13 protein-coding genes are annotated in these 17,587 nt (G+C 68.8%); 4 read left to right on the top strand and 9 right to left on the bottom strand.

All coding sequences use genetic code 11. From position 1 onward, the window contains the following. Window positions 1-57: 57 nt before the first annotated feature. The 3 genes from MA09_RS04170 to MA09_RS04160 are packed head-to-tail and all read right to left on the bottom strand — an operon-like array spanning window position 58 to window position 4,501. Window positions 58-2,484 carry an ABC transporter permease gene (locus tag MA09_RS04170; RefSeq protein ID WP_036245696.1) on the bottom strand — a complete coding sequence of 809 codons (2,427 nt, stop codon included), beginning with the start codon at window positions 2,482-2,484 and terminating at the stop codon, window positions 58-60. Between the two features lie 13 nt (window positions 2,485-2,497). Then, on the bottom strand, window positions 2,498-3,178 hold the full coding sequence (locus MA09_RS04165; protein WP_036245694.1) for an ABC transporter ATP-binding protein: 681 nt from the start codon (window positions 3,176-3,178) through the stop codon (window positions 2,498-2,500). A 33-nt stretch (window positions 3,179-3,211) separates the two neighbouring features. Further along, complete coding sequence (locus tag MA09_RS04160) at window positions 3,212-4,501, bottom strand: efflux RND transporter periplasmic adaptor subunit (protein ID WP_229440551.1); 1,290 nt, start codon at window positions 4,499-4,501, stop codon at window positions 3,212-3,214. Window positions 4,502-4,725: 224 nt separating this feature from the next. Between MA09_RS04160 and MA09_RS04155 the strand changes: the two genes are divergently transcribed. Then, window positions 4,726-6,099, top strand: coding sequence for a sigma-54 dependent transcriptional regulator (locus MA09_RS04155; RefSeq protein WP_036245693.1), 1,374 nt, complete (start codon window positions 4,726-4,728; stop codon window positions 6,097-6,099). Next, window positions 6,089-7,333 carry a PAS domain-containing sensor histidine kinase gene (locus MA09_RS04150; protein WP_036245692.1) on the top strand — a complete coding sequence of 415 codons (1,245 nt, stop codon included), beginning with the start codon at window positions 6,089-6,091 and terminating at the stop codon, window positions 7,331-7,333. The genes MA09_RS04155 and MA09_RS04150 overlap by 11 nt, the downstream gene beginning before the upstream one ends. 48 nt (window positions 7,334-7,381) lie before the next feature. On the opposite strand, the gene MA09_RS04145 is transcribed toward MA09_RS04150, so the two are convergent. The 4 genes from MA09_RS04145 to MA09_RS04130 form a co-directional block, all read right to left on the bottom strand. Next, complete coding sequence (locus MA09_RS04145) at window positions 7,382-7,765, bottom strand: hypothetical protein (protein WP_036245691.1); 384 nt, start codon at window positions 7,763-7,765, stop codon at window positions 7,382-7,384. A 27-nt stretch (window positions 7,766-7,792) separates the two neighbouring features. Next, the gene (locus MA09_RS04140) at window positions 7,793-8,176 is read right to left on the bottom strand and encodes a hypothetical protein (protein ID WP_152594556.1); all 384 of its coding nucleotides are present in this window, start codon (window positions 8,174-8,176) and stop codon (window positions 7,793-7,795) included. A gap of 442 nt (window positions 8,177-8,618) precedes the next feature. Beyond that, window positions 8,619-11,483: a PAS domain S-box protein gene (locus MA09_RS23570; RefSeq protein WP_152594555.1), complete on the bottom strand. Its 2,865-nt coding sequence runs from the start codon at window positions 11,481-11,483 to the stop codon at window positions 8,619-8,621. Window positions 11,484-11,552: 69 nt separating this feature from the next. Beyond that, complete coding sequence (locus tag MA09_RS04130; RefSeq protein WP_036245689.1) at window positions 11,553-12,023, bottom strand: MarR family winged helix-turn-helix transcriptional regulator; 471 nt, start codon at window positions 12,021-12,023, stop codon at window positions 11,553-11,555. Window positions 12,024-12,199: 176 nt separating this feature from the next. Here MA09_RS04130 and MA09_RS04125 point away from each other — a divergent pair, with 176 nt between their 5' ends. Beyond that, window positions 12,200-14,140 (top strand): glycosyltransferase family A protein, encoded by a 1,941-nt coding sequence (locus MA09_RS04125; protein WP_051933152.1) that lies wholly within the window; start codon window positions 12,200-12,202, stop codon window positions 14,138-14,140. On the opposite strand, the gene MA09_RS04120 is transcribed toward MA09_RS04125, so the two are convergent. Together MA09_RS04120 and MA09_RS24440 are read right to left on the bottom strand one after the other, a co-directional pair. Further along, window positions 14,137-15,465 carry a metal-dependent hydrolase gene (locus tag MA09_RS04120; RefSeq protein ID WP_229440550.1) on the bottom strand — a complete coding sequence of 443 codons (1,329 nt, stop codon included), beginning with the start codon at window positions 15,463-15,465 and terminating at the stop codon, window positions 14,137-14,139. The two genes, MA09_RS04125 and MA09_RS04120, sit on opposite strands and share 4 nt — an antisense overlap. A 36-nt stretch (window positions 15,466-15,501) precedes the next feature. Beyond that, the gene (locus MA09_RS24440) at window positions 15,502-15,900 is read right to left on the bottom strand and encodes a hypothetical protein (RefSeq protein WP_152594554.1); all 399 of its coding nucleotides are present in this window, start codon (window positions 15,898-15,900) and stop codon (window positions 15,502-15,504) included. 12 nt (window positions 15,901-15,912) lie between these two features. Between MA09_RS24440 and MA09_RS04110 the strand changes: the two genes are divergently transcribed. After that, on the top strand, window positions 15,913-17,487 hold the full coding sequence (locus MA09_RS04110; RefSeq protein ID WP_036245686.1) for a PAS domain-containing methyl-accepting chemotaxis protein: 1,575 nt from the start codon (window positions 15,913-15,915) through the stop codon (window positions 17,485-17,487). Window positions 17,488-17,587 lie beyond the last annotated feature (100 nt).

Below are 17,587 nucleotides of genomic sequence, written 5' to 3'. Positions count from 1 at the left end.
GGCCGGACGTATCCCGGCGTCCGTCCCTTCGTTCGTCCAGCTTCGGACAGGAGGGGTTTACTCGCGCAGTGCCTGCGCCGGCCGGATCTGCATCGCCGCCAGCGCGTGGCGGGCCGTCGAACCCGTCGCAACCACGGCGGCCACCACCACGGCCGCCGTCAAGGTCCAGGCGCCGATCGGGGCCTGCTCGGTGAAGCCGGCCAGGTAGCGCTGCACCGCCACGAAGGCGATCGGCAGCCCGAACAGGGCCCCGATCCCGATCAGCACCACGAACTCGCGCGCCACCAGGCGGCCGATGGCGGCATGGCCGGCGCCGTACAGCTTGCGCAGCACGATCTCGCGCGCCTTGCGCTGCACGCTGTAGGCGGCCAGCACGTAGATGCCGAAGGCGGCAATCGCCGTGGCGATCACGCTCGACGCCCCCAGGAGCTTGGCCAGGCGCAGGTCGTCCGCATAGCTGGAGGCGAACAGGGCGGACATGCGCTGCACTTCCAGCACGTCGTTCGGGAAGTAGCGCGGCCACAGTTCCTCGATGGCGCGCTGCACCGCGGCCCCGTCCTGCTCGGCGCGCACCGTGAACACGCCGGTTTGGTCACCGAGGAAGTAGACCGTGGCCTGCATCTCCTGGTGCGCCGAACGGTGGCGCAAATTCGGCGCCACGCCGACCACCTGCATGACGTCGTTGTCGTGGGGCGTGCGGACGAACTTGCCCACCGCGTCCTGGGCGCTGGCGAAACCGAACTTGCGCGCCCCCGCTTCATTGATGACGATCTTGTTCTCATCCTCGGGTTTGTCGCGCGCCGCCTGGTACAGGCGCCCGGCCGCCGGCTTGATCCGGTAGACGTCGAAGAATTCCGGGCTGACGCGGGTCCAGTTGATTTCGATCGGGCTGCTTCCATCGCGCTGCAGGGAGGTGCTGTTGAAGTTGGTGGTTACCGGCGCGTCGCTGACGGCCACGCCGGAGACTCCCGGCAGGCGTGCCACGGCGTCGCGGAAGGAGCGCACGTTGGCGCTGCGCATGTCGTCGGCGGTCGGCACGATCAAGAGCGGCCCGGCATCGAAGCCCGGATCGAGGCTGCTGGCGTAGCGCGTCTGCCAGGCCACGGCCAGGGTCAGGCTGGTCAGGCCCATGGCGGTGGCGAACTGTAGCACGGTGAGGACGCGGCGCAGGCGCAGTCCGCCGACGGTCTCGCTGTTGCCGCGGCCTGCCAGGGCCGCGGTGGGACGCACCTTGATCGCCGACCAGGCCGGGTAGGCGCCGGCCAGCAGCCCCACCAACACACCCAGCAGCAGGGTCGCGCCGATCGAGACCGGGGTGAACATGCGGTCGAGCTTGCGCTGCACGAGATCCGAGAAGACCGGCAGCAGCAGCCAGGCCAGCAGCAGGCCGATCGCCGTGGCGACCAGGCACACCAGCACCGATTCGGCCAGGAAGTGGCGGCTCACCGTGCCGGTGCTGGCGCCGAGCACCTTGCGCACCGCGATCTCGCGCTGGCGGCGCACCATGCGCACCGTCGCCAGGTTGACATAGTTGGTGGCGGCCAGCACCAGGATCAGCACGCCCACCGCGGCCAGGCCGAAGATGGTCTTGCGGTCGCCGTGGGTCGGCGACGGGTTCTTGATCAGGGGGTCGAGGTAGGCTTCGCTCAGGGGACCGAGGCGGAAGTCGATCAGGTCGCGGCCGTTGAGGGAGGCGATCTGGTCCGGGCTCATGCGCTGGTAGAAGCTGGAGGACAGCATGGCGCGCCGCACCGAATCGAGCACGGCCTGCTGGTCCGCGCCAGGGGGCAGCTTGACGTAGACGCCGCCGTGCGAGGAACCCCAGTTGGTGGTGACGAGCTGGCGGTACTCCTGCTTCCAGATGCTGGTCTTGATGCCCGCCAGTGCGGCAAAGGGCAGGGTGGTGGCGGCCGGCGGGTCTTCCAGCACCGCCGCAATGCGGTAGGGCTGGCCGGCTACCTGCACCGTCTTGCCGACGACGTCGTCGTGGCCGAACAGCCTGGTGGCGGTCTCGCGGCTCAAGGCCAGCGCATCCGGCCGCGCCAGCGCTTCCGCCAGGTTGCCCGCGGCGACCGGCGGGTTGATGATGCGACGGAAGTCGGGATCGACCACGGTCAGGCTGATCGTCTGCACCTGGCTGCCCGAATTTGACACTGAGCGCACATCGATGTCGCTCTCGATGAAGGCGCTGGCCAGCACCGGCGCGCCGCTGGCGACGACGGCGTCGCGCGCCGGCAGGCTGGACGAAGCGTTCCAGTTGCCGCTCGCCCCGGCGGTATTCCATTTCTGCATGAGGCGGTAGACCTGTTCACGCTGCGGTATGTGGCGGTCGTAGGACAGCGAATGGGCCACGTAACCGAGCAGCAGGAAGCAGGCGGCGAAGCCGACGGCCAGCCCCAGCACCACCACGGCCGAGTAGCCGGGTTCCTTGACCAGCAGGCGCCAGCCGATGCGGAAATCACGAAAAGCGTCGCGCAGGATCATGTTCGATCGCTCCTCATGCTGCCTGCAGGGCGTCGACCACCACGCGGCCGTCGACCAGGTGCAGGGTGCGCGAAGCCTGGGCGGCGTGCGCAGCCGAGTGGGTGACCATCACCACGGTGGTGCCTTCGGCGTTGATGTTGCGCAGCAGGCGCATCACTTCGTCGCCGTGCGCGGTGTCCAGGTTGCCGGTCGGTTCGTCGGCGAGCAGCATGCTTGGCTCGGCCACCAGGGCGCGCGCAATCGCCACCCGCTGCTGCTGGCCGCCCGACAGCTGGGACGGACGGTGCTTCGCACGATGCGCCACGCCCAGGCGCTCCAGCATCACCTCGACGCGACGGCGCCGCTCGGCGGCCGGGATACCGGTGTATTCGAGCGCCAGCTCGACATTCTCGTACACGCTCAGCTCCTCGATCAGGTTGAAGCTCTGGAAGATGAAGCCGACCCGCCCGCGGCGCAGCGCGTTCAGGCGCGCCTCGCTCCAGCCGGCCACGTTCTGGCCTTCGAAGAAGTAGTCGCCTTCGTTCGGGACGTCGAGCAAGCCGAGCACGCTCAGCAGGGTGGACTTGCCGCAGCCGGACGGCCCGGTGATGGCGACGTATTCGCCGGCCGCGATGTCGAGGTCGACGCGGTCGAGGGCGCGGGTCTGCACTTCGCCCGCCTGGTGGATCTTGGAGACGCCCCTGAGTTTCAGCATGGTGCTTCCTTTCGCTTTTTTTGTGTAAGTGACTTATTGATTGATCTGCAGCTGCTCGGCCTTGCCGAACGGCCCGTAACTGGAAATGACGACCTGCTCGCCGGCACTGAGGCCGGACAGCACCTCGACGTGGCTGTTGTTGCGGCGGCCGAGGCGCACGCTGCGCTTCTCGGCGCGGCCGCTGGCCTTGTCGACCACGAAGACCCAGGCGCCGCCGGTGTCGTTCACGAACGCGCCCGTCGGCAGCAGCAGGGCCTGGGCGCTTTGACCCAGGGTGAGTTGGGCATCCAGGCTCTGGCCGGGGTTGATCACCTCGGGCTGCTCCTTCGTGAACACCATCTCGGCGGTGAAACGGCCTTCGCGGATCTGCGGGAACACCGCGCTGACCTGCAGCGGGTAGCGCTTGCCGTCCTGGGTGATGCTGCCTGCCAGGCCACGCGTCACCCGGCTCAGGTAGTACTCGTCGACCTGCAGGGAAAGCTTGAAGCGCTTGGGGTCGTCGATGCGGCCGATGTTCTGGTTGGGTTGCACGGTCTGGCCGACCTGCAGGCGGAAATCGGTCAGCATGCCGGCCGCCGGGGCCCGCACGGCGAGCGCATCGACGGTGGCGCTGACCAGCTGCAGCCCGGAGGCGAAACCGTCGATCGCCGTCTCCATCTGCTGCAGGCCGCGCTGGCGCACACTTTCTTCGGTCTCGAAGCGGCGCCGTTCATTCTCCAGGTTGCGGCGCTGCTGCGCCAGCCGGTCGGCGGATTCTTCCAGCGCTACCGCCGAGATGAAGCCCTGCTGGGCCAGGCGGCTGTTGCGCACATGCTGCTTCTCGGCCTGCTGTGCCGCAAACTCGAGGTCGGACAGGCGACGGCGGTGTTCGCTGCGGCTGGTTTCCTGGGCCACGCGCAGATTGGCGAGGTTCGAGATCTGCTGCGCCTGTTCGGCCTGGCGTTCCAGCAGGGCCAGGTTGCGCAGCGGGTTCGACAGGCGGAACAGCAGCTGGCCCTTCTCGACCGGCTGCCCGTCTTCCACCAGCACTTCCTCGACCCGGCCGGATTCGACCGAGTCGAGCATGATCGAGTTGAGCGGCTGGGCGGTGGCGCGCACGACGATGTCGTCGCGGAAGATGCCGGTGGCGGCGCTGGCGACGCGCACGTCGGCGGCGTCGACCTGCAGGCCGTGCGGCATGAAGTGCCAGGCGCCGGCGCCGAAGGCGGCCAGCAGGGCGAGCGTGACGCCGGCGCGCACGTAGAGCTTGCTGCGGCGCTTGGGTAGCACTACGTCCATGGCGGCGCCGGTGACGGCCTGGGCTTGGGGAGGGAGTCGGTCCATATTGTTCCGGTACGTCGTGAAGCGGTTGAAATGCCTCAGTCTTCGCAACTTCCGTGCCACCCCGTTTTCGGCAGCTGCGGGCACCGATTCGGACAAATGTGTCCGGAACCGGACAGGTATGCATGTTCGCAGGCGGACAGGTGTCCGGCAGGCTGTCCGCAGGCCGTAGGCGCTGGCATTCGCCGCTGCTAGAATGCGTTTCTGTCATTACCGCGCACCTCACGATGTCATCATCCAATGCCTCCATCCTGATCCTCGACGACGACGAGGACGTCGCCTGCGCCGCGCAGATGCTGCTGCGCCGGCGCCATGGCAAGGTGGCGACGCTGGGCGACCCGCGAGGGCTCGACGCGGTCCTGGCGGGCGGCGTGCCCGACCTGGTTCTGCTGGACCTGAACTTCACTCCGGGCCGCATCGACGGCGCCGAAGGACTCGCGGTGCTGGACCGGCTGCGCGTGCTGCCGCGCCCGCCCGGCGTGATCGCGCTGACCGCCTACGCCGATATCCCGCTGGCGGTCGAGGCGCTCAAGCGCGGCGCCAGCGATTTCATCACCAAGCCCTGGGACAATGCGCGCCTCGCGGCGGCGGTCGACGGCGCCCTGGCGCGCCAGGCGGCGCTGGCGCTGCCGGGTTCGGCACAAAGCGCCCCCGCCACGGCGGGCTCGAGGCCGGCGTCGCCGCTGATGGGAGATTCCGGGCCGATGCGCGAGCTGCGCGCGATGATCGCCGCGGTCGCCCCCACCGAGGCCAATGTGATGGTGCTGGGCGAGAACGGCGTCGGCAAGGAGCTGGTGGCGCGTGCCATCCATGCAGCCTCGAAGCGCGCGGGCGACACCTTCCTGGCCGTGGATATGGGCGCGCTGCCGGAAGCGACCTTCGAGAGCGAGCTGTTCGGCCATCGCAAGGGTTCCTTCACCGACGCCAGGAGCGACCGCGCCGGGCGCTTCCAGGCGGCGCGCGGCGGCACCCTGTTCCTCGACGAGATCGGCAACATGCCGCTCGGGGCGCAGGCCAAGCTGCTGACGGCCCTGGAGCGGCGCGAAGTCACGCCGCTGGGGGCCGACCGTGCCGAACCGATCGACGTGCGCATCGTCAGCGCCACCAACCTGGAGGAAGCGCGCCTGTTCGATCCGTCGGTCTTCCGGCCCGACCTGCTGTTCCGCCTGAACACCATTGTGCTGCGCGTGCCGCCTCTGCGCGAGCGGCGCGACGACATTCCGCAACTGCTGCACCACTACCTGTCGCTGTACGAAACCCAGTATGGCCGCCCGGTGCGCGAACTGGCGCCGAGCACGCTGGAAGCCCTGTGCACCTGGCCCTGGCCCGGCAACGTGCGCGCGCTGCGCCATGCCTGCGAGCGTGCGGCCATCCTGGCGGCGCTGCCGGAATACCGCTTCGAAGATTTTGGATTGGCCGCGGCGCCGGCCGTGGAGACGCCGGGACCTGCGCCGACCGGGGATCTCAGTCTGGGTACGCTGGAACGCGAGGCCATTGCCGCCGCCCTCGACAAGGCCAAGGGCAACATCAGCCTGGCGGCGCGCATGCTGGGCCTGAGCCGCGCCGCGCTGTACCGCAAGCTGGGCAAGCATGGCATCTGAGCTGCGGCTCAAGACGTCCGTCCTGCTGTGCGTGGCGGGCATCGCCGTGCTCGGCTTCGGCGCCGGCATGATGAGCGGGTCCCCGCGCCTGGTGGTGCTGTGCGGACTGCCAGCGCTGGCTTTCCTGTGGACGCTGTGGCGCTGCCTCGACCGGCTCGCCATGCTGCGCCATCCGAAACCGCCCGAACCGAAGGCCGTCCTCACCATCGAGCAGCAGCACCTGGTCGGCAATGCGCTGGCGCTGGAAACCAGCCTCGAACACGCGCCGATCGCGCTGTTCCGCATCGATGGCGTGGGCGAGGAAGCCGCGGCAAGGCAGGTGAGACCGCTCAACGCCAATGCGCGCAAGCTGGTCGCGCCGGGCCGCGCCGTGGCACCGGCGGCGCTCTACGCCCAGCTGGCCGGGCAGCCGGGCGAGCGCCGCAGGATGATCCAGTTCGATACCGAACGCGGCGTCGAGCGCGCGCTGCTGGCGGTCTCGGAGCTGACGCTGCAGGGCAGGGCGCAGCGCCTGGCGGCCCTGCTGCCGGTCGAGAGCGAACTGGAGGCCGAAGCCCTGAACGCCTGGCGCCAGCTGGTGCACGTGCTGACCCACGAGATCATGAACTCGCTCACCCCGGTGGCCTCGCTGTCGCGCACCGCGCGCGACATGCTGGGCGACGTGCGCGATGCGCTGCCGCCCGACATCGGCCACGACCTGGTCACCGCGCTCGACGCCATCAGCCGGCGCGCCGACAGCCTGGCGGACTTCGTGTCGAGCTACCGCAGCCTGTCGAACGTGCCGGCGGCGCGGCCGGAGCGGATCATCGTCGCCGCCCTGTTCGAGCGGGTGCGTGCGCTGGTGGCGCCGGCCTGGCGCGCACGCGGTGGAGCGGTACAGTTCTCGGTGGAGCCTGCCTCGCTCGAGTTGGTGGCCGACCCGGGGCAACTGGAACAGGCCTTGATCAACCTGCTGAAAAACGCCTTCGAAGCCACGGCGGGGATCGACACGGCCGGGGCCCGCGTCAGCGCGCGCCTGGTCCGCGGCGGCCGCCTGCGCATCGAAGTAAGCGACGACGGCCCTGGGGTGCCGTCCGAACTGGTCAATCACATCTTCACGCCCTTCTTCACGACCAAGAAGCAGGGCGGTGGCATCGGCCTGGCGATGGTGCGCCACCTGGTCCACGAAAACGGGGGCACCGTGCGCTACGCGCGCCCGGTGGGGGCGGGCGCCCGTTTCATCATCAGCTTCTGAGCCGCACGCCGATATTGCCAGGGTGGCCGGTCCGGCCGACCGCGTCCCTCACCCGGCGCCCATGTTCGGGGGGCGATGCTGTTGCAGCTCCGGCTGGGGCTGCGTCGGCTGCACCTCGACCAGTTCGCTCGCGTCGCGCATGATCGACAGGATGGTGCGCACGCAGGCCAGGGTCGGCACCCCGGTCTGGGCGTCGGCCCCCTTGGCGTAGGCGCGCGCGATGCGGGTCGCCACCGGCGCGCCTTCCGGCACCTGTTCGCGGTACAGGCGGATCAGGGTGACCACCGTTTCGTGCAGCATGTGCTGCGCTGCGCGCGCGATGTTGCGTCCGTGGCCGGGCTCGCGAATCGAGTCGGCGACGATCTGTTCGAGCTGGCGTTCGGCCCTGCCGACGAGCATGGCGACCTGACCGGGAGTGAACGTGATACGCATGCGTCTACCTCGTCTTCCGTGTTGAATTCATGCCGCCTCCTTGGCACAGGCCACCCGGCCGGTCGCTGTTCTCGGCATGACCCGGGAGGGCCGCACCCGCGGCGGCGGCGGCGGCGGGGCGAAGGGCCGGATCTGCGTCAGGGTGCCGGAGAAGGGCGTCACCGTATCGTCGACCTGGCGGACATCACCCACGGCGCCTTGCAGGAACTGGGCAATCGCGATTCTGACAAGCGTGCGGTTGGTGAGTTCGGAGGCAAGCCCGACTTTCCGGCTGTGATACAGATACGTCGAGGTCACGCCATCCTGGCCGGTGATCTCGACCTTCTTCGGCAGCGAAAAGCCGTAGCGTCCACTGGCCCAGAGCTTCACCAGGCACGTGCCGCTGGTTGGGGTTGAAAAGCTGAAGTTCATGAATAAATCGTAATCCCGCGCGCGGGTGTGCACGATTCGAAATTGTTCCAAACCGTAACGGACGAAATAGTCGTTTCCCCGCGTTATGGATGAGCCGGTGACGTTTCCGAAAGCTAACAAGCCCTTGGCTGGCCGGCCATATCGTCCGCATGCTCAACCCGACCCGATGACGCCATCTCCCCTCAGCGGGAAACGGCGGCGTCCATCGTCGGCTCCGTCACCGCGGGGGGCGTCGTCGCACCGACGTAGACGATCCCGTCGTACTACGGCGATGGCGGGACCGGCGAGAACGGACCGGCCGGTGCCGGATCGACGCGGTTGACTGCATGGGCGTCCTTCGTGAACCGCCGGGCCAGCCGGCGAAAGGAAAGCGCCAGCATCGTTCCTTGCCACGTCTTGGGGAAATGCGTATTGCACGGGCCACGCCCGATCAAGCCTGTCTTCATGCCTGGATCGGCGCACGCTCGATGATCTCTCCCAGCGGTGCCAGATCGACCGGCTTGACGAAGTGATGGTCGAAGCCGGCCGTCTTCGCCAGCACCCGGTCATGGGCCTGGCCGTAGCCGGTCAGGGCGACCAGGGTCGCGCCGCGAGTGCCCGCACCCATGGCCACATCTTCGCGCAGCCGGCGCGCCAGGGCGTAGCCGTCGATGTCGGGCAGGCCGATGTCGAGGATGAAGACGTCGGGCCACTCGCGCCGGGCCTGGGCCAGCGCTTCGTGCGCATTGTGCGCGGTCGCTACCTGGTGTCCCAGCGAGCGCAGGACCTCGGCCAGCGACAGCGCCGCATCGACGTTGTCGTCGACCACCAGGATGCGCCGGGCGGCGCCGGCGTGGGCGGACGCCGCCGCCTGCACTGCGCCGGTGGCCGCAGCTTCGGCGCCCTCGATGGTCGGCAGCGTCACCGTGAAGGTGCTGCCCTTGCCCAGCCCTTCGCTGTAGGCCGCGACCCGGCCGCCATGCAGCTGCACCAGGCTGTGCACCAGCGCCAGCCCCAGCCCGAGCCCGCCCTGGGAGCGGTCGGGCGTCCGCTCGGCCTGGGTGAACAGCTCGAACACGTGGGGAAGGATGGTGCGGTCGATGCCGATGCCGGTGTCGCGCACCGCGATCGTCACGCTCGCCCTGTCTGTCTCGACCGACAGGGCGATGGTGCCGCCCTGGCCGGTGTACTTGGCGGCATTGTTGAGCAGGTTGACGATCACCTGCACCAGCCGGATCCGGTCGCCGACCACCCAGCAGCGTTGCGATGCCATGTGCTGGTCGAGCGCATGGCCGCGCGCCTCGATCAGCGGGCGCGCCTGCTCGACCGCGCTGGCGACGATCGTCTTGATGTCGACCTGCTCGCGCTCCAGTTCCACCAGGCCGCGCGTGACGCGCGAGACGTCGAGCAGGTCGTCCACCAGCGAGCTCATGTGGCGTACCTGGCGGATGATCACCTCGCTCGACTGGCGCACGCGCTGCGGGTCGAGCGTGGCCATCGACAGCAGCTGGGCGGCATTGCTGATCGGCGCCAGCGGGTTGCGCAGTTCGTGCGCGAGCATCGCCAGGAACTCGTCCTTGCGGCGCGCCTGGGCGCGCAGCTCGTCCTCGCCGGCCTTCTTGTCGTGGATGTCGGTCAGGGTGCCCATCCAGCGCGTGGCCTTGCCGTGCCGGTCGAGTTGGGGCAGGGCGCGGTTGAGCATCCAGCGGTACCCGCCCGAACGGTGGATCAGCCGGTGCTCGATCTCGTAAGGCTGGCCGCTGGCCAGGCTGCGATGCCAGGCCGCGAGCAGGGCCTGCAGGTCGTCCGGATGGACGATATCGCCCCAGCCGTTGCCGCGGAGGTGCTCGACAGGCAGGCCCGTGAATTCGGTCCAGCGCGCGTTCAGGTAATCGTTGGTGCCGTCTGCGTCGGCCGACCATGCCAGTTGCGGGATGGCGTCCGCGATCAGCCGGAACTTGGCCTCGCTTTCCATCATGGCCCGTTCCGCCTCGACCTGGGCGGTGATGTCCATGTTGGCCGCCACTGCGCCGAGCATGGCGCCGTCGCGGTCGCGGATGGCGGCGGCACGGATCAGGACCGTGCGGCGCCCGACAGGCTCCCCCGGGGGCGTGCCGAAGGGTTCGATCTCGACCACCGCGGAGACCTGTTCCTCGCCCAGCAGCACGCGCGAGACCGGCCATTCGTTCGCCTGCAGGCGCCGGCCGGCCAGGTGCGTCCCGGCGGGCCACCAGCCTTTCCATTCGCCGTATTCTTCCATGCTTTCGGACTGCGGATAGCTGCCCCAGATCTGGCGGTTGGCGGCATTCGCCCGCAACAGGCGACCCTGTGTATCCGCGTAGATGATGCCGACCGGCGCAGCCTCGAGCAGCACGTCGAGCCTGCGCGCGTTCTCGTCCGCATGCAGCGTGGCCGCCTGCGCCTGCCGTTCGCTCTCGATGCGGGTCTGCTCGGCGTGCTTGCGCTCGGTGATGTCCACCGCGATGCCGGCGAAGCGCCGGCCGCCGGTCTCCGGATTGACGAACACCTTGCCGCGTGCGTTGACCCACACGTCCACCCCGGAGCGCTGCGGGATCCGGTATTCGATGTCGTACAGGGTCTCGGTGAGGATGGCGCGGTCGATGGCTTCCAGTACGGCCGGGCGGTCGTCCGGATGGATCATGTCGGTGAAACGCACCAGCTCGGTGCCTTCGCGGGCGAGTGCGGCGTCGACCCGGAACAGGCGCGCGAAGCGTTCGTCCACATAGGTGGCGGCGGTGTCGAGGTCATAGGACCAGGTGCCGATGTTGCCCGAGGCTTCGAGCGAGAGGGCGAGGTGTTCTTCCGCTTCCTTGTGCCTGGCCAGCGCGCGCACCCTGTCGCTGACTTCGATCACCGTGCACAGCACCCCGCGGACGAGGCCCTGGTCGTCGCGCACCGGGCTGTAGGAGAAGGTGAACCAGGCCTGCTCGCGGTAGCCATGGCGCTCCAGCGTGGTGGCGTAGTTCTCGAAGAAGAAGGACTCGCCCGCGAGCACGCGGTGGGCGTAGGGGCCGACCGAATCCCACACTTCGTCCCAGACCTCCGGCAGCGGACGGCCGAGTGCATCGGCGGACTTGTTGCCGAGCAGGGGCAGGTAGGCGTCATTGTAGAACAACTCCAGCCGCGGGCCCCAGGCGAGGAAGGTCGGGAAGGCCGAGCCCAGCACGATGCCGAGCGTCGTGCGCAGGGCCGCCGGCCAGCTTGCGATCGGTCCGAGCGGGTGACTGTTCCAGTCGTGCGCGTGAATCCGGGCGCCGGTGGCGCCACCGTTCGACAGGAAGGCCAGCATGGGTTCGGTAGGGGTCACGGCAGTTCGAGGGGAGCTAAACTGACGATTTTACTGAAAAAACGGCAGGTGCCGCGCCCGCCATACCGATCAGTCGCCGCCGCCCCCGGGCAATTCGCCGGTTTCATGCAGTCCGCTGTCGACCACGGCCCGCATCGTTGCCAGCAGCTGGGCGCCGCGTTCCGCGCCGAACTGCTCGTCGAACCTGGCCTGGGCCCGGCGCCAGGCGGGCAGGATGGCCTCGACCTTGTCGCGGCCCGCAGCGGTCAGCTCGATGACACGCTCGCGCCGGTCCTGCTCGCTGGCGCGCACCTGCACCAGCTGCTCGCGCACCAGTGGCTGCAGGTTGCGCGCCAGCGTCGTGCGGTCCATCACCATGCTTTGCGCCAGCTGGGTCACGGTGGCCGGGTGCGGCCTGAGCCGCGAGAGGATCGCGAACTGGGTCACGCGCAGGCCGGAGCCGGACAGCATCTGGTCGTAGAACGAGGTGACGTAGCGCGAAGCCTGGCGCAGCGCGGAGCAGTAGCAAGCGGTGTCTAGGAGGGCCTGGTCGGGATTCATGCCGCGAGTATAGCTTGTGGCGGCGCCGCTGCACGCAGTGCCCGCGCCGCCCGTGCTCGGGCGGCCAGGATCGCGGCCGGGGATGGAAGGAGGACGCTGCGCACTGCTGACATGCCGCAAACGCGGCCGGGTGCCGCCTACTAATCTGGCGTGGTCGCCCATCACCAGCCGCCGCCATGAGCAGCCAGCCGTCCGCTTCCGGATCCGCCCTCGCGTTTGCCAACGATCCTCCGCGCCTGAGCGTGATCATGCCGACCTTCGAGCAGGCAGCCTTCATCGGGCGCGCCCTCGACAGCCTGTGGGCGCAAACCTATGTCGACTGGGAACTGATCATCGTCGACGACGGCTCCTGCGACAATACCGCCACTGCCCTCGCACCTTGGCTGGCCGACCCGCGCGTGCGCTACCTGCGCTTCGACAGCAATGGCGGGCTGGGGCGCGCCATCAATGCCGGCCTCGACGCCGCTCGCGGCGAACTGCTGGCCTACCTGCCGAGCGACGACGTCTGGTATGCCGCGCACCTGGCGGCACTGGTGGCCTGTCTCGAGCGCGAGCCCGGCGCGGTGCTGGCCTATGCCGGCGTGCGCCACCATTACAACCGCAGCGCCGAGGGCGTCATCCCTGGCGAGTGCCTGCAACTGGTCCAGTGCCTGCACCGCCGTACCGCGCTGCGCTGGCGCGAGCGCGCCGAACTCGAGAGCGACGACCTCGACCGGCTGTTCTGGAATGCCCTGCGCGCCGAGGGCGCCTTCGCACCGAGCCGCGCGATCAGCTGCGAATGGGTCGACCATCCCGGCCAGCGTCACAAGCGCATGCGCGAGCCCGTGGGCGGCATCAATCCCTTCCGCCAGCATTATCGGGTGAGCGGGCCGCTGCGCTTTCACACCACCACCGGCAACCCCATCGACGAGGAACGCCTGTATGCGCAGGCGCGTTCGGCGCCGATGGCGGGCACACGGACGGGCCTGAAGATCGTGCTGGCCGGCGAACTGGCCTACAACGCCGACCGCGTGCTGGCCCTGGAAGCCCTGGGGCACCGGCTGTACGGACTATGGACGCCGGCCCCGTACTGGTACAACACGGTCGGGCCGCTGCCCTTCGGCCAGGTCGAGGAGCTGCCGCGCCAGGGCTGGCGCGAAGCGCTGGCGCGCATCGAACCCGACATCGTCTATGCCCAGCTCAACTGGCAGGCTGTGCCTTTTGCCCACGAGCTGCTGATGCACACGCCGGACATTCCCTTCGTCTGGCATTTCAAGGAGGGGCCTTTCATCTGCATCGAGAAGGGCACCTGGCCCTTGCTGGCCGACCTGGTGCGGCTGGCAGACGGCTGCATCTTCAGCAGCCCCGAGATGCGCGACTGGTTCGCCACGGCCGTGCCGAAGCTTCCCGCGGGGCGTCCCGAGTACGTGCTCGACGGCGACTTGCCGCGCCGTGCCTGGTTCCTGCAGGAGTGCTCGCCCTTGCTCTCCGCATCCAGGCCGGGCGCGGGCGGGCAGGTGCACACCGTGGTGCCCGGGCGGCCGATCGGGCTGCATCCATCCACGGTTGCCGAGCTGGCAGGTCACGGCATCCACCTGCATTTTTATGGAGACTTTACGCAGGGCCAGTGGCGAGAATGGATAACGAAGGCAGGCGCGGTGGCGCCGGAGCACCTGCACCTGCACCAGAACGTCGACCCGGACGGATGGGTGCGCGAGTTTTCTCAATACGACGCCGGCTGGCTGCACGTGTTTCGCAGCCAGAACGGGGGCGACATCCGCCGCGCGGACTGGGACGACCTGAACATTCCGGCGCGCGCCGCAACGCTGGCGGCGGCCGGGCTGCCGATGATCCAGTTCGATAACGGCGGCGCCATCGTGGCGGCGCAGGCGCTGGCACGGCGCCTGGGCATCGGGGTGTTCTTCGGCAGTATCGACGGTCTGGCAGACCAACTGCATGACCGCGCCGCCATGGCCGCCTTGCGCGAGCGCGTGTGGCAGGTGCGTGACCAATTTTGCTTTGACCTGCATGCGCCGGGCCTGGTGGACTTCTTCGAGCGCGTCATCGCCCATGCCGACAGGCGGGGAAGGGTGCTGGCCGGCGGCCAGTTACGAATGCCGGTGCGGCGCGCCCGCTAGCGCCGCTGCTGTCCCTTCCAGCCGAGCAGGTCGGCCCGCGGATAGCCCCAGTCCGCCAGCGGCGCGGGGCAGGGCTCGGCCGCGCGGGCGGCATACGGCAGCGTCGAGAAATTCGGCTGGTCGGGGGCGCCGAAGCGGATGTCGGTGGCAATGCCCCCGGCCAGCGAGGGCACGCGTGCAAAGCGCAACCAGGCATCGAAGTGGCAGTTGGTCCGCTGCAGCGTGCGGAAATCGGCCAGGCTGCCGGTCTCGCTGAATTTCCAGGCCAATGCGGCGGTCGCCCTCGGCAGGGCCTGGGCTGCCGCTGCAGCCGAGCTTGTTTGCGGGCCCTGTCGGTCCCGAGCGGCCGGGCTGGCCCCCGGACTGACGTCCGCATCGGTGGCACTATCGGTCACGCCCCCGAAACGTTCCGGGCAAGCCCAGACCGGACTCAGGCCGGGCGCCAGGCTGAGCACGCCGACGCGCACGCCATAGCTGCCGGCTGCCGGGCCTGCGGACACGGTGGCAAAGGACCAGCAGACCGGATTGGCCGGGAAGGAAGACAGGGGGATGTCGAGCACGCGGCTGCCCGGCGCCACCCGTTCCAGCGCCGTGCGGATCTCCCCGCGCGCGAGCTGCCCGGCCACGGCCTGGATGCCGACGAAGCCGGCACAGGCGAGCAAGGCCGTTACCAGTCCCGCGCGCGCACCCAGTTTCAGGTTCGCGCCGGCGACCAGCAGCGCCACACCGGCCAGTCCGGCGAGCGAGCCCCATTGCAGGAAGCCGATCCAGGTGAACAGCACCGGCATGGCCGCGAAGAAGGCCAGTCCCAGCCAGCGCAGGATCGCGCGCCGCGCCAGCAGGGCCAGGGCGAAGCCGAGCGCGGTCCAGAATACCGGCTCGACGATGAAGACGAGGTCGCCGTACAGCCAGCGCGAATCGAAGGGGTGGAAAGGGTGGACCCCGTACACGTTCAACCCGTCGAAGGACAGGTGCAGCACCATGCCGAGCAGGGCGGTCGCGATGACGGCCTGGCGCGCACTGCGGTCTTCTCTCAGGAGTCGTCTCGCGGCCGGCCACAGCAGCCAGGTCAGTGCCAGCAGCAGGACCACTTGCGGCAGCGCGTACAGGAGGGTGTGCGTATGGCCGCGGTGGTGGATCAGGTAGCCCAGGGGCGCCGGCAATAGCGGCGTGAGCACCAGGTCCAGGTCGGGAAAATTACTGGCCAGCAGGCCCGTGATCAGGAGGGCGCGGCGGCGGGTGCGGCCCCGGGCAGGGTCGGCTGATGCGGGCAGGGCACGATCGACCAGTTCCCCTAGCGCCAGGCCGACGAGCGAGTGGGTCATGTTATCCATGACGAGAGCTTACACTAGTGGAAACATTTAACGAAGAGCAATAGTTCTATCTGATCGAGGGTAATGCAATCCGGGCGAGGTCTTATTCGTCGTACAAGCAAAGCGCCCTAGCTCGATGTCTATAGGGTTTCGGAACCAGACGCCCCGCATGGCGTTGCTCGGGAAGGATTTTCCGATCTCGAATAGTTCGGCCTCGTCGGTGAGGGTGGGGAAGGACCAGGTCTTGCCGTTGTCGGACGAGGCATTCTGGTACACCGCACCGACATGGTTTCGGCGCCAGGAGCAGTTCCAGGTCGGGAAGCTCGTCGCCGGCAGGCTCTGCCGGGCGGGCGCGCTCGACCAGTTCGGTAGAATTTGATGCAGGTCAAAAATTTCCCGATACGGCTTAGCTAAAATCGTGCGCTGAATTTTCTTGCCTGCGGGCAACTAGGAGTCATCGTGCGCAGCAACCTGCCGGTTACCGGCATCGAATACCTGTTAAAGGAAGGCCAGTCCATCGTCTCGAAGACGGACACCAAGGGCCGCATCACTTACGTCAATCCCAGCTTTGTCGAAGTCAGCGGCTTCAGCGAGCAGGAACTGCTCGGGAAGGCGCACAACATCGTCCGCCATCCGGATATGCCGCCGGAAGCCTTTGCCGACCTGTGGCAGACGCTGGATGCAGGCGAGCCCTGGACCGGCCTGGTCAAGAACCGCCGCAAGAACGGCGATTTCTATTGGGTAGTCGCCAACGTGGTGCCGGTCAAGGAAGGCGGCCGCGTCACCGGCTACATGTCGGTACGTACGGCGCCCAGCCGCGAGCAGGTGCAGGCGGCGAGCGAGCTGTACCGGAAATTCCGGCTAGGGGAGGCGGAAGGCCTGGCGATCCGCCGCGGGGTGCCGGTCCATCTCGGCTGGCGCGCTCGCCTCGATGCGCTGCGCTCGCTCCCGCTGTCGCGCCGCCTCGGCATCATGATGGCCAGCCAGTCGGTGCTGATGGCCGGCCTCGGCCTGGCCGCCGATGGCCTGGCGTGGAAGCTGCTCGCCGGGGGCGGCGTGGTGGCGACGCTGGCCGCCTGGGCGGAACTGCACCGCACCATCGCGCGTCCCCTGCGCGAGGCCACCGCCGCCGTCCACGCGCTGGCCGGGGGCGACCTTGCCCATCCATGCGAGCTAGGCCGGGGCGGCCGCAACGACGAGATCGGCCGCCTGCAACTGGCGCTGCGCCAGCTGAACGTCAACCTGAAGGCCATCGTCGGCGACGTGCGCCGCAACGTGGCCTCGATCGAGCATGCGACCCGCGAGATCGCCGCCGGCAACGGCGACCTGGCCAGCCGCACCGAAGCCCAGGCAACCAGCCTCGAGCAGACTGCGGGCAGCCTGGCGCAGATCGCCGCGGCGGCCGGCCACAACACGGACAGCGCCGTGCGCGCCGACGGGCTGGTCGTGGCGGCGTCAAACGTCGCGGGACGCGGCGGCGAAGCCGTGGGCCGGGTGGGCGACACCATGGGCCACATCAGCGCCTCGGCCAAGCGCATCGTCGACATCATCGGCCTGATCGACGGCATCGCCTTCCAGACCAATATCCTGGCGCTGAACGCGGCGGTCGAGGCTGCCCGTGCCGGCGAACAGGGCCGCGGCTTCGCCGTCGTTGCCGGCGAGGTGCGCAGCCTGGCCCAGCGTTCGGCGGCGGCAGCCAAGGAGATCAAGACCCTGATCGAGACTTCGGTGCAACACGTCGGCGAAGGCAATGTGCTGGTCGGCGACGCCGGCCAGACCATGCGCGAAGTCGTGGCGCAGGTAGCGGAGGCGGCCGCGATCATGAACGGCATCACCGGCGCCAGCCGCGAGCAGAACGAGGGCATCGCCGAGGTCAACGCAGCCATGGCCCAGCTCGACCGGATCACCCGCGAGAATGCGGCCCTGGTCGAGGAGTCGGCCAACGCCTCGGCCAGCGTGGCCGAGGAGGCGCGCCATCTGGTGCAGGCGCTGTCGGTGTTCAAGCTCGACGAAGGCGTTCCGGCGCGGCGATAAGCGCCTGACTCGACCGTATTTGATGCAAGTCAAGGATTTGCCAGACGCTGATCAATAAACTGCCTGTTATTCGAGCCGGTTTGCAGTTCCGCAAGCTGGC

This window comes from Massilia sp. BSC265 (assembly GCF_000740675.1).
Lineage (GTDB): Bacteria > Pseudomonadota > Gammaproteobacteria > Burkholderiales > Burkholderiaceae_D > Telluria.
The sequence above is the reverse complement of the archived record's forward strand: the minus strand, read 5'-3'. Positions and strand labels throughout refer to the sequence as shown.